The sequence below is a fragment of the Desulfovibrio sp. genome, from assembly GCF_041907885.1.
Lineage (GTDB): Bacteria > Desulfobacterota > Desulfovibrionia > Desulfovibrionales > Desulfovibrionaceae > Desulfovibrio.
In genome coordinates this window covers 133,828-146,768 of record NZ_JAYRGM010000005.1, presented here as the reverse complement: position 1 = coordinate 146,768, position 12,941 = coordinate 133,828, and the positions used below count along the sequence as shown (strand labels likewise).

Genomic DNA, 12,941 nt, shown 5'->3' with positions numbered 1-12,941 from the left:
GCGATATTGTCACTTAACGACAACTGGTATCAAACCATTAGGGTGGCAGATACTACTAACGCGGCAGTGCCGGGCCCCAGCCGCAAAGGCGTTGACACCACGGGATATTTACTCGTAGATATCGGCAAAAGAAGTACTTTGCACTCATGCTCCCGCCTGTATGGACTCTAGGATTTTTACGGAATGCAACACACTGATTCCTGTTTTGCACAACAGCATGTTTCCGGCCGCTGTAATTTCAGGCGCAACCGGATAGTGCTTGTGAGTATTGCTATCATGGCCGTCATGTCGTGGTTTTGTGCCATGACCCCCTGGATAAGCGACGATTTTGGCTTTTCAAAAAACGATGCTGGCCTGTGGGCAACCCAGGTCGGGGAATATATGGAATGGAGCGGCAAGTTTGTCGGCCACTTCATGTCACGCGTATTGCTCTCTGGCCCTTCCTGGCTGCACCCGGTGCTCACCCCCATCATGTTCATGCTGCTTGTTGCTGGCGGGGCACTGCTGGCCCTTGGGGCGCAGTGGCGCGAACGCCTGAACGCATGGCATCTGGTGGTGGTGGCCGGACTTGTCTGGATTGCCCTGCCCGCTTTCGGCACGGTCTTTTTCTGGCGCACTGGCACGCCCGATTACGGGTACAGTCTGGTGTGGGCCACGCTTTTTCTTGTACCCTACCGCATGTGGGCCGACAGGGCCGATTTTCGCCTGCCGGGCGGCCCGCTCTTTGTCGTTGCGGGCATTCTGGCGGGCTGGAGCAATGAAAATGTGGGCATGCTGGCCCTGCTTGCGGCTACGGGCGTTGCCGCCTTTCGCTGGCGGGCATCGGGCCGGGTACATTTGTGGGCCCTTGCCGGCATAGCTGGCGCGGCGCTGGGGTGGACCATGATGATGGCGGCCCCCGGCAATGCCGTGCGTCTGGCTGCGGTGGGTGGTGCAGGCAAAATTCCCCTCCTCTCCGCAGAATCCCTGCTGCGTTTTATGCAGTTCTGGAGCACGGAACAGCTAGAAATGCTGCCCTACTTTCTGGCTGCGCTGCTGCTTGCATGGCTGCTGCGCCGACGCGGGCTCCTGAATCCCGCTGTCTGGATACCCGCCGTGGTGTTTTTTTTCATGGCGCAGGCAAGCCTGGCGGCCTTTGTGGCCAGTCCCTCCACACCCTACAGGGCCATGAGCGCCACCTTCTTTTTCGCCGCGCTCTGCCCCTTTTCGCTGCTCGCGGCCCTGAACCCCACAAACCTCAAGGCCAGGGCGCTGTTCATCGCGTTCTGCGGGCTGCTGCTGTCAAGCGTGCTGGTTGAAGCCCGCGTTTTTCTTATGGCGCAGCCCATGATTGCCTCTCAGGCGCAGTACAGCCTGCGCAATCTGGACTACCCCGAAACCGACAAATATTTTTTCCCCGGTTACGACATCCGCCAGATAGACCTTTTTTCGCAGGAATGGCGGAGCCTTGTCCCCTGGGACGAAACCCGCACCCTGAGCATTTATGGCGCGCCCGACGCCAAGGCACTTGTTGCGTGCAATATTGCGTTTTTTGACAACTTGCCACAGGGTGAGGTGCATGTGGCGGCCAGAGTGCGCGCAGCCAACACCAGCCGGGCGCTGCAACTTGTCACACGCGCCCTGCTTGAACGCTCTGACAAGGGCATCATTTCTGCCCAGGATGTTGGCCTGCTGTATTTTCCCGCCAGTGCGGATGTTACCGATGACGGCAAGGCTGCCGTGTATATTCCCGGCATCAAATCAGTGGACGACATTGCCGCAATCGCAGTAAAACAACCGGGCAAGCCCCTTGAATGGCGGCGTGTTACCGCTGCCCGGCCACAGAACTGAGCGCTTTCAGCGCATTCCCCAGGAGAGAGAAATTGTCCCGTTCGGCCCCCCTGCTAGCGCTGGTTGTTCCCTGCTACAACGAAGAGGAAACCCTGCCCCGCACCCTTGATGCTCTGGCGAATCTGCTGGACGATCTCAAGGGCAAGGGCTGTATCCACCCCGACAGTTACGCCCTGTACGTCAACGACGGCAGCCGTGACCGCACGTGGGATATACTGGAAGCGCGCCACACCGCTGACCCCCATTGCAGGGCTGTCAGTTTTGCTGCCAATGCCGGCCACCAGAACGCCGTTTGGGCGGGCATGATAACAGCCCGCGAATGGGGCGTAGACTGCATTATCAGCCTCGACGCCGACTTGCAGGACGACATAGCCGCCATCCCCGAAATGATCGCCAGCTACGCCCTGGGCAACGACATTGTTTACGGCGTGCGCAACGACCGCACCACCGACACGGCCTTCAAACGCCGCACGGCCCACATGTTCTACAGTTTCATGCGCTGGCTCAAGGTTCCGCTCATTCCCGACCACGCCGACTACCGGCTGGTGGCCCGCCCCGTGCTTGAGGCTCTGGACCAGGTACACGAGCAGAGCCTGTTCCTGCGTGGGCTTTTTCCCGCTCTGGGATTCAAGAGCGCGCAGGTGTACTACATGCGCCAAAGCCGCATGGCCGGAGAAAGCAAGTATCCCTTCTGGAAAATGGTGTCGTTCGCCTGGAAGGGCATTACAGCGTGCAGTGCCGCGCCGCTGCGTTTTGCGGGCCTCATGAGCATGCTCTGCATGCTGACGGCAGTGGCCTTCAGCGGTGTTTCGCTGCTCAAGTACGCCATGGGCGAAACCATTCCCGGCTGGACATCGCTGATCATTGTGGTGCTGCTGTTGGGTTCTGTGCAGCTTTTCTGCCTGGCGCTGGTGGGCGAGTATCTTGCCAAGGTCTTTACCGAGGTACGCCGCAGGCCCCGCTATATCATTGCCAGAAAGCTGTAGCCGTCCTTAGCCTTCGGCCATAATCACCGCCCGGTGGATGACGATTTCGAACTCACCCACCTTGCCCGGCCAGTTGCGGAGCAGCAACATATCCATGACGGCCTAGCGCGGAGGCGATGTGTTTTTTTCCAGAGAGCAAGCTGCCCACGTGGAGCAAGAGCGTAATAATCCTGCACCGGCAGCACTGGCAGGGACAGCCCCGCTACACGCCGGACAAAACCCTGATCCAAACCTACCCCATGCGCCTGCTCACGCATAGTATTTCCCGGTGATTTCATGAATGGTGATTGCAACCACCGCCGTCATCTTGAGCATGTTTGCAGGATACACCGCCCCGGCATGCTGGGGGGTGTACTTGGCAACAATGGCATCAAGTGCGGCAGTTTTTACTGCGGAATCTTCCACCACCGCCGCGTGCCCCGTGATGATAACGCTTTGGTAGGCGGTATTGGTATCGCACGGCGTGTCGGCCTGAATGAACTTGTGCGCCCCCTCCACCTCAAAACAGACACGCGCATCGGCGCGCAGGTTTTTAAGCTTTTGCCCCGCCGCCAGACCGTGAAAATAGACCCGCCCGTTCATGCGCACAAAGTGTACGGGGGTTACGTAGGGAAAGCCGTTTTCACCCAGCGTTGCCAAATGCCCCACCGAGGGGGTGTCCAACAGGCAATCCATCTGTTCGGCGGTCAGGGGGTGTTCTTTCATACGAGCCTGCATGGTTCCTCCAGGGTAAACGGATACAGGGAGCGCGTCGCGAGAAGCAAAGGCTGCGCCAGCCCTGCCTTTACCAGCAAAACAATTGCAGCAAGGAAGGCAGGCAGCCAAAAGTATTTTTTGCGAAAATACTCCCAGACAATTTTTTTTACTTCAGATGTGCCGTATTTCAAAGTAAAATGATCATGTAATTCTTTACATTACTGCACACATTTATACTTTCACGGCAAAACAACGCCGCCGCACATGCCCGCCCGGCCAGTGCTACACGCCGTATTCGCGCAGTTTTCGCCACAGGGATGAACGGCTGATGCCCAGCATGTCTGCGGCCAGGGTACGGTTGTCGCCCGCCAGTTCAAGGGCGTGCAGAATGTGCTGCTTTTCCATCTCTGCCAAAGGAACCAGCGGGGCCTCGTGCTTTTCCGCCTGCGGGGGAGACAAGGGCGCAGGGGCCAATTCTGTCTGCGGGACATCCCGAAAAGGAGAAGCGGCAGGGGCCGCCGGGGCAAAACGTCCTCCGTCCTCGCGCACTTCGGGCGGCAGATGGGCAAGGCCGATACAGCCGCCCGGCGGGCAGAACACCGCCGCACGTTCCAGAATATTGGCCAGCTCGCGCACGTTGCCGGGGAAGGGATAGAGCCGCAGAGCGTCAAGGGAGCTGTCGTCGATATCCAGTGGAACAGCCCCGCCCTGCTCGGCCAGCCGCGCCAGAAAAAAACGCGCCAGCAGTGGCACGTCCTCGGCGCGGCTGCGCAGGGGCGGCAGTTCCTGCGTGACCACGGCCACGCGGTAGTACAGGTCACGGCGAAAACGCCCGGCCTCCACCTCTTCCTTGAGGTTGCGGTTGGTGGCGGCGATAATGCGCACGTCAACGGGAATGTCCACTGTGCCGCCCACGCGCCGCAGATTCTGCTCCTGCAACACGCGCAGCAGTTTGACCTGCATACCCGGCGGCATCTCTCCTATCTCGTCCAGAAAAAGCGTGCCGCCGCTGGCGGCCTCAAACAGGCCCTCCTTGCGCCGCACCGCGCCAGAAAAAGCCCCCTGCTCATGTCCAAAAAGTTCGCTTTCAAGCAGCTCTGGCGAAAGCGCCCCGCAGTTCACCGCCAAAAAGCGCCGCCGCGAACGCTGGCTCTGCGCATGCATGGTGCGCGCCGCCAGCTCCTTGCCGGTTCCTGTTTCACCTTGCAGCAACACTGCCACATCGGTGGGAGCAAGGCGCATGAGCGCCTGGCGCAGGCCGCACATGGCAGGCGACACGCCCACCATCTCAGGAACAGAACCGCTGGCCTCAAGCTGGGCACGCATCTGGGCCACCTGCTGCCGCAGGCGGCGCTTTTCGAGCGCACGCGCCACCAGCATGCGGGCCTCTTCAAGCGAATAGGGCTTGGCAAGATAGTGAAAAGCCCCCAGCCGCATGGCCTCCACGGCGTTTTCAATCATGGGGTAGCCCGTGACCATGATCACTTCCACATCGGGCTTGCTCGACCGTACCGCCTTGAGCACCTCCATACCGTTCATGCCCGCCATGGCAATATCGGTAATAACCACGTCAAAATCCTGCTCGGCAAGCAGGGCAAGACCTTCCTCGCCGCTGCCCGCCTGGGCCGATTCGTGCCCGCCGCGCTCAAGGGCGCGCGCCAGGTTGGCTCGCGCCATGCGCTCGTCGTCAATGATCAGCAGCCTGCCGCCCGTGCGTGGCACAGCTTCGCGGGCGTGGCCGCCGTAGGTCTGGCCAGCCTCCGCTGAGGCCCTCGTCTGTTCTTCGAGGCGAAAACGTTCCGTAGTCATGCGTCTGCTCCTGAATCGTCCACACCGAGCCGCCCTGCCAGCGGCAGACGCACAGTAAAGCACGCCCCCTGTCCCGGCTGACTCTGCACCTCAAGCGTACCCTTGTGCTTGCCCACAATGCCAAAGGCTATGGAAAGGCCAAGTCCTGTTCCCTCTCCCACGGGCTTGAGGCTGAAAAAAGGATCAAATACCCGGCCCAGATACTGCGCCTCTATGCCCTTGCCCGTGTCGCTCACGCGCAGTTCGGCCATGCCCGCAATCTCGTCCGTCTGCGCGCTGATGCGCACTTCGCCCTTGCCGTCCATGGCCTGCGCCGCATTGAGCAGAAGGTTGATGAGCACCTCTTGCAGGCGCTGGGCATCCACGGGCAGCGCCAGAGCATCCGGCACATCCACCTCTATGCTCACGCCCGCGCCCATGTCGTGCCGCACCAGGGCCACGGCCCTGCCCACCACTTCTGCCAGCTCGTGCCGCGCCACCGTAAATGGCCGGTCGCGCGCAAAATCGAGCAGGCCGCGCACAATATCGCGGGCGCGCACCACCTCGGCCTGAATTTCGTCCAGCTGGGCCGCCACATCTGCTGCCGCAGGCATGGGCCGCACCCCCAGACGGGCGTCGTTGATGTCTTCACCCAACAACTGGCAGCCAACAGAAATATTGTTCAGGGGATTGTTGAGCTGATGGGCCACGCCAGAAGTCAGCACGCCCAGCGAGGCCAGCTTTTTTTCCTGCAACAACATGGCGTGGCGCTTTTCAAGCTCTGCGGCCATGCCGTCCAGGGTCTGGAGCACATGGCGGGCCTCCTGCTCCAGCTGTGGCGGTGGCGGCGGCAGGGGCAAGCCCGCACCCACGCTGCGGGCGGCACTTTCAATGGCTGCCAGCGCACGCACAATATGCCTGCCAATCAGCCAGGCAAAACCGATGCCGCAGGCCAGCAGAGCAGCAACGGCGGCCAGCAGCTGGGTACGCAGATCACCCACGGCGGTAAAAATGCCCTGACGCATGCGCCGCACCGCCGAATCGGCCAGTTCGCTCAGCCGCTGCCCTTGGTCGGTAAGCGCGGCGCTGTCAGGCGGCACATCGTCCAGCAGGGCCTCGTAGGTTCCAATACCCTCAAGCAGCAGATCAAGATTGCGGTGCGCGCCGTCGCCCACGCGGCGGCCCATGGCGGCGTTATACTCCTGCCCCACGGCAGTGGCCCGTTCGCGGGTCAGATCCACAAAATTGTGCAGGGCAGCCATGTCCCCTGTCCTGCCGGGGAAAAGCTGAAGATTCTTTTCATATCTGCGCATTTCAAGCACATCACTGCGCAGGTCGTCCACCATATCAATAAGGCGGGCCGCATGGTCGATGCGCCCAAGGTCATAGCTGGCAATGCCGCCCAAAAGCAGCAGCATGACCAGAAACAGGCCCGTGCCGATGGCGATTTTGCCGCGAATGGTGTGCCAGAGAGATAAAAGCGGAAGCATGATCTCACCCCCGCAGGCGCAATGTTTCAACTCTGCGCCCGATACTGTTTCAATTTGCTACAGCGTACAAAAATAAAACACAACTGACAAGCATTGCGCCCCAACACTTTGCAGACAAATACCTGCCGGGGCATGCCATAATGCAACAGTTGCGCGCAGGGGCAGCCATGGGCTGGCAAAAAATTTACTCTTTCATATCAGCATGTTATATTTTGAACTTTTTGGCACAATAGTTGTAAACACCCGTGCAGGAGGCCGACATGAACACCCTGCAAAAAACGATGGAAAACTGGTTTACCGCTGTGGCTTATGCCGATGCGGGGCAACCCGGATGGACAGACGATTTGTGGACCATTAACGGCAAGGCACAGCCCAAGGCGCTCAAGCAGCTGCTGGTTTTCGGCATGGGCAGCATACTTATGTATGTGCTGGCCTTTACCAATGCCGATGCCTTTGCGGCCCTGTGCGCCAAGGGTGGGCTTTGGACAGCCCTGCCCATTGCCTCGGTGCTGCTGCTCTCTTATGTACACGGCCATTTTGCCGGTGCGTTGTGGGAACTGTGCGGCATTACCGGCGTGCAAAAGACCGCCAAGGCCGCTCCCAAGGTTGCTGTGCGTCAGGCTGCCACGCCCGCGCCGCGCATTGACACCACTGCCGTGGTTCACGGTTAGAACAGCGTTTTCTACAGGGCCGGGCAGCGCCGCCGCCCGGCCCGTACCATTTGTTGCTCGGCGGCAGGCCTGCCACTGCCAGCGCAAGCACAGCACGCCCAGGCAATATGCCCGTGGAGGTAAACATGGATCTGCTCAGTCTTGACCCGTCGCAATTCATTACGCTTACGCCTGTTTCCATAGCCTTTTTGCTGGCTGTGGGTTTTGTGGGCGGTCTGGTGAGCGGTTTTATTGGTTCTGGCGGTGCATTTATTCTTACTCCCGGCATGATGGGCCTGGGTGTTCCCGGTGCCGTGGCCGTGGCCAGCAACATGTGTCACAAATTTCCCAAGGCCATGGTGGGCGCCATCAAGCGTTACCGCTTTGGTCAGGTGGATATAAAGCTGGGTATTGTTATCGCTGCCACGGCCGGTATTGGCGTGCAGATTGGCATACGCATCCAGCGGTATATTCTTGCAAACTGGGGACAGGCCGGTTCCGACCTCTATGTGAGTGTTTCATTCGTGGTGGTTCTGGTTGTTGTGGGCAGCTATATTCTCAAGGATGCCCTGCGCTCCAGCCAGGCCGGCATGGACGATGACGAGGGAACCCCGCCTCTGGCCAAGAAGCTTCAGGCCATCAACCTGTGGCCCATGATTTCCTTTCCCAAATCCGGCCTGCGTATTTCGCTGTGGTTTACCCTGCCCGTGGGCATTGCCACCGGCATGCTGGCTGCAACCATTGCCGTGGGCGGTTTTGTGGGCGTGCCTGGGCTGATCTATGTTATCGGCGTGCCGGGGCTGATCGCTTCGGGTACGGAGCTGGTCACAGCCTTTGTGATGGGCCTTTGCGGCTCTGTAAACTGGGCCATGCACGGCATGATAGACATTCGTCTGGTCTTCATCATTCTGGCAGGTTCACTGCTCGGCGTGCAGCTTGGGGCCATCGGCACCACCTACGTCAAACCCATCATGATCAAATATGTCATGGCCGCCATCATGCTCATCGTGGCCGCCAGCCGTATTGTGGCCCTACCTGGATACCTGAACGCGCTGGGGATCATCCACATGGGATCGGGCATACTGTACATCTTCAAGGTGGTCAGCTTTGTGACCATGTGCGCCGGTCTGCTTGTGGGTGCAGGCATGATACTTGGTGCCATGTGGCGCGGGCAACAGCGCAACCGCAGGGAGTCTGCCCTGGGCAACGCCGCATAAAAAATCTCTTCTCCTCAAACCTGTAGCCAAAAAGGGAGGTGCAATGCGTCTGCACCTCCCTTTTTTATTTCTGATGAGCTGGCAGGCCAGAAGTTCCCAACCCATTGCGTATTTCGCGCAATTCGATAAGGTGCAATAATAACGAAAAAGAACCTTTGACCGCTGTTTTGTCATGCCTCCGCAGGAGGAGCCATGCGCCTATTTACGCGCAGCCTCAAGGCGCAATTTATTGAGGCCTTCACCCTGCTCATTCTGCTTTCCTCCTGCTTTCTTGCGGCCATAACCGGGCGCGAGGCCAGCAGCGAGGCGCGCTATGAACGCGGCCTGCTGCTGACCAACCGCGTACAATCGCTGGCCAGGGCACTCGACCAGTCCATGTGGTTCTGGATCAAGGAAGTGGACACCCTGCGGTACACTGTGGGCCTGCTTGGCACTGACATGGACAAGGTTTCTTCCGCAATCAATCGGTTGCAGGCCACACTGCCCTCATTTGCCTGGATCGGACTCATGGACCCATCGGGCAAGGTTCAGGCCGCCACAGGCGGGGTGCTGCAAGGCACTGATCTTTCTATCTGCTCCATCTTTCGCCATGGCAAAAACGGTTTGTTCGTGGGCGACGTGCGCAAGGCCAGCCTGCTGGCACAGCTGTTGCCCCACCCACATGACGCGCCGCTCAGGTTTGTGGACATCAGCATGCCCATCGGCAACGGTGAGCTGAAAGACTGGGTTATTGTGGCCCACCTCAGTTGGGAATGGGCCAGAGAGGTGGAAGAATTCATTCTGTCCGGCGAAGGCTCTGATACCGATACCCGGATTATGGTTCTTGGTGCAGACGGCAGCGTTATACTGGGGGGCGACACCAACACCCAACCGCTGGCACTGCCCTTGCTGCAACAGCTTGAGAACGCCGCTTCCGCCTGGGGCGTGGAGCCCTGGCCCGACGGTTCCTCCTACCTTACCGCTGCTGTCAAGTGTACAGGATTTAAGGATTACGACGGCTTGCAGTAGAGCGTTGTGGCACGCCAATCGCTTGAAGCGGCCTACGAGCCGGTGCGCAGGCTTGTGTCGCGCATACTTGTGGCCGGGCTGCTGCTGGCCGCACTTTTTGCGCTGGTGGCAGGCTATATTGCCAGAAGGGTTATCGCCCCGCTCAAGGCCCTCACTCTCGCCGCCGACAAGCTCAGCAAGGGCGAGCGCGTGGCCATTCCGCGCGATCAGGGCATTCTGGAAATAGAAGTGCTCTCCACCACCCTTTCGACCCTGATTGATAACCTTACCCGTGCTGAAAAAGACAAAAACCGCATCCAGTACGCCGCAGAACGCGATTCCCTCACGGGCCTGCTCAACAGGCACGGCCTTGCCGCCCGCATAGATGAATCCATGCCAGAACTGCGCCAAAACCACGGTGTTGTTGAACTGTTATATATGGATCTTGACGGATTCAAGCCTGTCAACGACACCTACGGCCACCATGTGGGTGATACGGTTCTGACCATTCTCGGCCAGCGGCTTTCGGGCTGCCTGCGCAAGGAGGACGTGCTTGTGCGTCTTGGCGGCGACGAATTTCTGGCCCTGCTGGGCCACCGCAATGGCACGCCCGACATCATGCGCACGGTTCGGCGCATCCGCGAAATTGTGGGCGCACCCATTGCCACCGACGGCCTGCTGCTGCACATTGGCATAAGCATTGGGCACGCCACATGGGATTGCACGCAGGAAACGGTTGAAGATGCCCTGAAGCGCGCCGACAGTGCCCTGTATATGGCCAAAAAGGCCTCCAAACTCCCCCAGGGCGATTCTGGCAATCTGCCCTAGCTTCCTCCCCCACCACGCGCAGTACGTTGCGGATTGAGGCAGCTACGCCGCCCCGTTCTGCTCCTGCAAGTACCGCAGGCACTTGCCAGCTGTGGCAAAGCTTTTACGCATGTCTGCATAATCCGCGACCGTGCGCGCCCCTCCCCTGTCGTACAGCACAAGCCCGCCAGCAAAGGTATCCACATCATCCGGGTCATGGCTGATGATCACAGCCGGAATGGTGAGATTGCCGATAAGCTCAAGCAGCTCTTCGCGCAGGCGTTCGCGCAGCAGAGGATCAAGCGCAGAGAAGGGCTCGTCGAGCAGGAGCAGCAGAGGGTCTGCGTTGAGCGCCCTAGCCAGCGCCGCCCGCTGCCGCTGCCCGCCGGATATCTGCGACGGCAGATGGGCCGCCAGATGCCCGATACCCAGACGTTCGAGCATGCCCTGCGCCTTGTCGCGCTCCTCGCCGTGTACCTTCCAGGGCCAGCAGCCCGTGCGCGGATAAGCCACGTTTTGCAAAAGGCTCAGGTGCGGAAACAGCGCGTAATCCTGAAACATGTAGCCGATGCGCCTTTTTTGCACTGAAACAAAGACATTCTGCGCACTGTCATACAGCGTGCAGTCGCCAATGCGGATATGCCCGGCATCTGGCCGTGTGAGCCCTGCCATGCACTGCATGGTCAGCGACTTGCCCGAGCCCGATGGGCCAAAGAGCACCGCGCACTTGTGCTCGTCGCCAATGTCATAGCGCACGTTCAAGCTAAAGGGCGTTACGCCGTTCCTGAAACTTTTTTCCAGATGCAGGGATAACATCAGCGCCGCCTCTTGAATTTTACCAGCAGTTCCGCTGCCATCAGCAGGCTCACGCATACGGCGGAGGTGATGACCACAAGCCACGAGGCTTGCAGATCGTTGCCTGCCTGAAAAGCATCGTAAATGGCAAGCGCCAGGGTTTGTGTTTTGCCCGGAATATTGCCCGCGATCATGAGCGTTGCGCCAAATTCACCCATACCGCGCGCAAAGGCCAGCATGATGCCCGCAAAAATGCCCTTCCAGGCCAGCGGCAGTGATACGCTCACAAATACCCGCCACTCAGATGCACCAAGCGTGCGCGCCGCGTCTTCCAGGTGTTTGTCTACCTGCTCAAGAGCTGCGCGTGCCGATTTGTAAATGAGCGGAAAAACCACCACCGTGGCCGCGACAACCGCGCCCTGCCACGAAAAAATCAGGTTTATTCCCAGTTCTGCCAGCCCCGGCCCAAACACGCCGCGTCGCCCTACAAGCAGGATCAGGTAGTAGCCCAGCACTGTGGGCGGCATGACCAGAGGCAAGGAGCACAAGGCATCCAGCAGGGCTGGCATGGGGCCGCGTTTGCGGGCCAGCCGCCAGGCCGCCAGCGTCGCCACAACAAAGGAGACTGCCGTGGCCGCTCCGGCCACGCGCAACGAAAGCTCCAGGGGGCTCCAGACAAATGCAAAATCAAAATCCATGTCCATCCCCCTGCCACATCACCGCAATGAACATAAAAAATTCAAGCGGTTGCCGATTCTGCCAAAACGGCAACCGCCAGCACACTCAAGCCCACGCAAAAGTTGTTTCAGCTAGAGGCTCAAGCACTTCTGCTATTACGGCTTGGAAAAACCGTACTTGGCAAGCACTGCCTGCCCTTCAGCCGAGAGCACAAAATTAAGGAATTCCTGCCCCATCTTGGCTTCCTTGCCGGTGGTAACAACCGCAATGGGATAGCTCACAGGATCATGGCCTTCCACAATCATGACCACGTCAACCTTGTCGGCAAGCTGCTTGGCATCAGTGCGGTACACAAAGCCAGCGTCAACCTCGCCGCGCGCCACATAGTCCAGCACCTGCCGCACACTGTTGCCCATGATCAGCTGGGGTTGCAGGGCTTCCCACAGCTTGGCGGTGGTCAGCGCATCCCTGGTATAGCGCCCAACCGGTACGGAATCGGGATTGCCGATGGCTACACGCTTGAGAGCCTTGAGGTCGTCAAGCTTGGCAGGCTTTTTGGAACCGGCAGGCACGATGAGCACCAGGTCGTTGAGGGCAAAATCCTTGCGGGTGGCGGGGTCCACAACCTTCGCAGCCACGGCCTTGTCCATGGTGGCCTGGTCGGCAGAGGCAAAAACGTCAACAGGCGCGCCTTCCTGAATCTGTTTGAGCAGGGGGTTGGAGGCGGCATAGTTGGTGTGTACCTGCAAGCCCGCATGCTTCTTTTCAAACAAGCCCTTGATTTCGGTAAAGGCATTGGTAAGGCTGGCGGCGGCAGAAACCGTCATTTCCGCTGCCTGAACAGGAAGACCGAGCAGGGCCAGACAGGCCAGTACCAGTGCCATACGGCCAAATGCCCCACGAACATGTGCTGTCTTTTTCATGAAGTCCCTCCGTGCGCCAGATGCGCTGTTTGTACGTTCACAGTACAGAAGCCATCAGGGCGGGCAATACAGTCGCGATTTTTATTAAAAGCGT

Annotated in this window: 12 protein-coding genes; 6 read left to right on the top strand and 6 right to left on the bottom strand. The window is 59.3% G+C overall.

All coding sequences use genetic code 11. The features are described from left to right. Positions 1 to 183 precede the first annotated feature (183 nt). Both ACE3NW_RS05115 and ACE3NW_RS05110 read left to right on the top strand, forming a co-directional pair. Complete coding sequence (locus tag ACE3NW_RS05115) at positions 184 to 1,830, top strand: DUF6056 family protein (protein ID WP_374281044.1); 1,647 nt, start codon at positions 184 to 186, stop codon at positions 1,828 to 1,830. Positions 1,831 to 1,862: 32 nt separating this feature from the next. Next, the gene (locus tag ACE3NW_RS05110) at positions 1,863 to 2,816 is read left to right on the top strand and encodes a glycosyltransferase family 2 protein (protein WP_374281042.1); all 954 of its coding nucleotides are present in this window, start codon (positions 1,863 to 1,865) and stop codon (positions 2,814 to 2,816) included. A gap of 249 nt (positions 2,817 to 3,065) precedes the next feature. Here the strand turns inward: ACE3NW_RS05110 and ACE3NW_RS05105 are convergent, their stop codons facing one another. From ACE3NW_RS05105 to ACE3NW_RS05095, 3 genes are all read right to left on the bottom strand, one after another. Beyond that, the gene (locus tag ACE3NW_RS05105; RefSeq protein ID WP_374281040.1) at positions 3,066 to 3,521 is read right to left on the bottom strand and encodes a pyridoxamine 5'-phosphate oxidase family protein; all 456 of its coding nucleotides are present in this window, start codon (positions 3,519 to 3,521) and stop codon (positions 3,066 to 3,068) included. Between the two features lie 273 nt (positions 3,522 to 3,794). Further along, the gene (locus tag ACE3NW_RS05100; protein WP_374281038.1) at positions 3,795 to 5,321 is read right to left on the bottom strand and encodes a sigma-54-dependent transcriptional regulator; all 1,527 of its coding nucleotides are present in this window, start codon (positions 5,319 to 5,321) and stop codon (positions 3,795 to 3,797) included. Beyond that, complete coding sequence (locus tag ACE3NW_RS05095; protein ID WP_374281036.1) at positions 5,318 to 6,790, bottom strand: sensor histidine kinase; 1,473 nt, start codon at positions 6,788 to 6,790, stop codon at positions 5,318 to 5,320. Before ACE3NW_RS05095 ends, ACE3NW_RS05100 begins: the two co-directional genes overlap by 4 nt. 260 nt (positions 6,791 to 7,050) lie before the next feature. Here ACE3NW_RS05095 and ACE3NW_RS05090 point away from each other — a divergent pair, with 260 nt between their 5' ends. The 4 genes from ACE3NW_RS05090 (at position 7,051) to ACE3NW_RS05075 (ending at position 10,472) form a co-directional block, all read left to right on the top strand. Continuing rightward, the gene (locus tag ACE3NW_RS05090; RefSeq protein ID WP_374281034.1) at positions 7,051 to 7,461 is read left to right on the top strand and encodes a hypothetical protein; all 411 of its coding nucleotides are present in this window, start codon (positions 7,051 to 7,053) and stop codon (positions 7,459 to 7,461) included. A 125-nt stretch (positions 7,462 to 7,586) separates the two neighbouring features. Next, a complete protein-coding gene (locus tag ACE3NW_RS05085; RefSeq protein ID WP_374281032.1) occupies positions 7,587 to 8,657 on the top strand; it encodes a sulfite exporter TauE/SafE family protein in 1,071 nt (356 codons plus the stop codon). Between the two features lie 192 nt (positions 8,658 to 8,849). Next, entirely contained in the window at positions 8,850 to 9,665 is an 816-nt protein-coding gene (locus ACE3NW_RS05080; RefSeq protein WP_374281030.1) for a hypothetical protein, read from the top strand. A gap of 6 nt (positions 9,666 to 9,671) precedes the next feature. Beyond that, on the top strand, positions 9,672 to 10,472 hold the full coding sequence (locus tag ACE3NW_RS05075) for a GGDEF domain-containing protein (RefSeq protein ID WP_374281028.1): 801 nt from the start codon (positions 9,672 to 9,674) through the stop codon (positions 10,470 to 10,472). Between the two features lie 42 nt (positions 10,473 to 10,514). Here the strand turns inward: ACE3NW_RS05075 and ACE3NW_RS05070 are convergent, their stop codons facing one another. From ACE3NW_RS05070 to modA, 3 genes are all read right to left on the bottom strand, one after another. Then, a complete protein-coding gene (locus ACE3NW_RS05070; protein WP_374281026.1) occupies positions 10,515 to 11,267 on the bottom strand; it encodes an ATP-binding cassette domain-containing protein in 753 nt (250 codons plus the stop codon). Beyond that, positions 11,267 to 11,944 (bottom strand): molybdate ABC transporter permease subunit, encoded by a 678-nt coding sequence (gene modB / locus ACE3NW_RS05065; RefSeq protein WP_374281024.1) that lies wholly within the window; start codon positions 11,942 to 11,944, stop codon positions 11,267 to 11,269. Before modB ends, ACE3NW_RS05070 begins: the two co-directional genes overlap by 1 nt. A 135-nt stretch (positions 11,945 to 12,079) precedes the next feature. Continuing rightward, positions 12,080 to 12,847 carry a molybdate ABC transporter substrate-binding protein gene (gene modA, locus ACE3NW_RS05060; RefSeq protein WP_374281022.1) on the bottom strand — a complete coding sequence of 256 codons (768 nt, stop codon included), beginning with the start codon at positions 12,845 to 12,847 and terminating at the stop codon, positions 12,080 to 12,082. Positions 12,848 to 12,941: the final 94 nt, after the last annotated feature.

Excerpts from the sequence above, each read along its gene's own strand:
- modB (WP_374281024.1), bottom strand. The coding sequence starts at position 11,944 with ATGGATTTTGATTTTGCATTTGTCTGGAGCCCCCTGGAGCTTTCGTTG.
- ACE3NW_RS05105 (WP_374281040.1), bottom strand. The coding sequence starts at position 3,521 with ATGAAAGAACACCCCCTGACCGCCGAACAGATGGATTGCCTGTTGGAC.
- ACE3NW_RS05095 (WP_374281036.1), bottom strand. The coding sequence starts at position 6,790 with ATGCTTCCGCTTTTATCTCTCTGGCACACCATTCGCGGCAAAATCGCC.
- ACE3NW_RS05080 (WP_374281030.1), top strand. The coding sequence starts at position 8,850 with ATGCGCCTATTTACGCGCAGCCTCAAGGCGCAATTTATTGAGGCCTTC.
- ACE3NW_RS05085 (WP_374281032.1), top strand. The coding sequence starts at position 7,587 with ATGGATCTGCTCAGTCTTGACCCGTCGCAATTCATTACGCTTACGCCT.
- ACE3NW_RS05090 (WP_374281034.1), top strand. The coding sequence starts at position 7,051 with ATGAACACCCTGCAAAAAACGATGGAAAACTGGTTTACCGCTGTGGCT.
- ACE3NW_RS05100 (WP_374281038.1), bottom strand. The coding sequence starts at position 5,321 with ATGACTACGGAACGTTTTCGCCTCGAAGAACAGACGAGGGCCTCAGCG.
- modA (WP_374281022.1), bottom strand. The coding sequence starts at position 12,847 with ATGAAAAAGACAGCACATGTTCGTGGGGCATTTGGCCGTATGGCACTG.
- ACE3NW_RS05115 (WP_374281044.1), top strand. The coding sequence starts at position 184 with ATGCAACACACTGATTCCTGTTTTGCACAACAGCATGTTTCCGGCCGC.
- ACE3NW_RS05070 (WP_374281026.1), bottom strand. The coding sequence starts at position 11,267 with ATGTTATCCCTGCATCTGGAAAAAAGTTTCAGGAACGGCGTAACGCCC.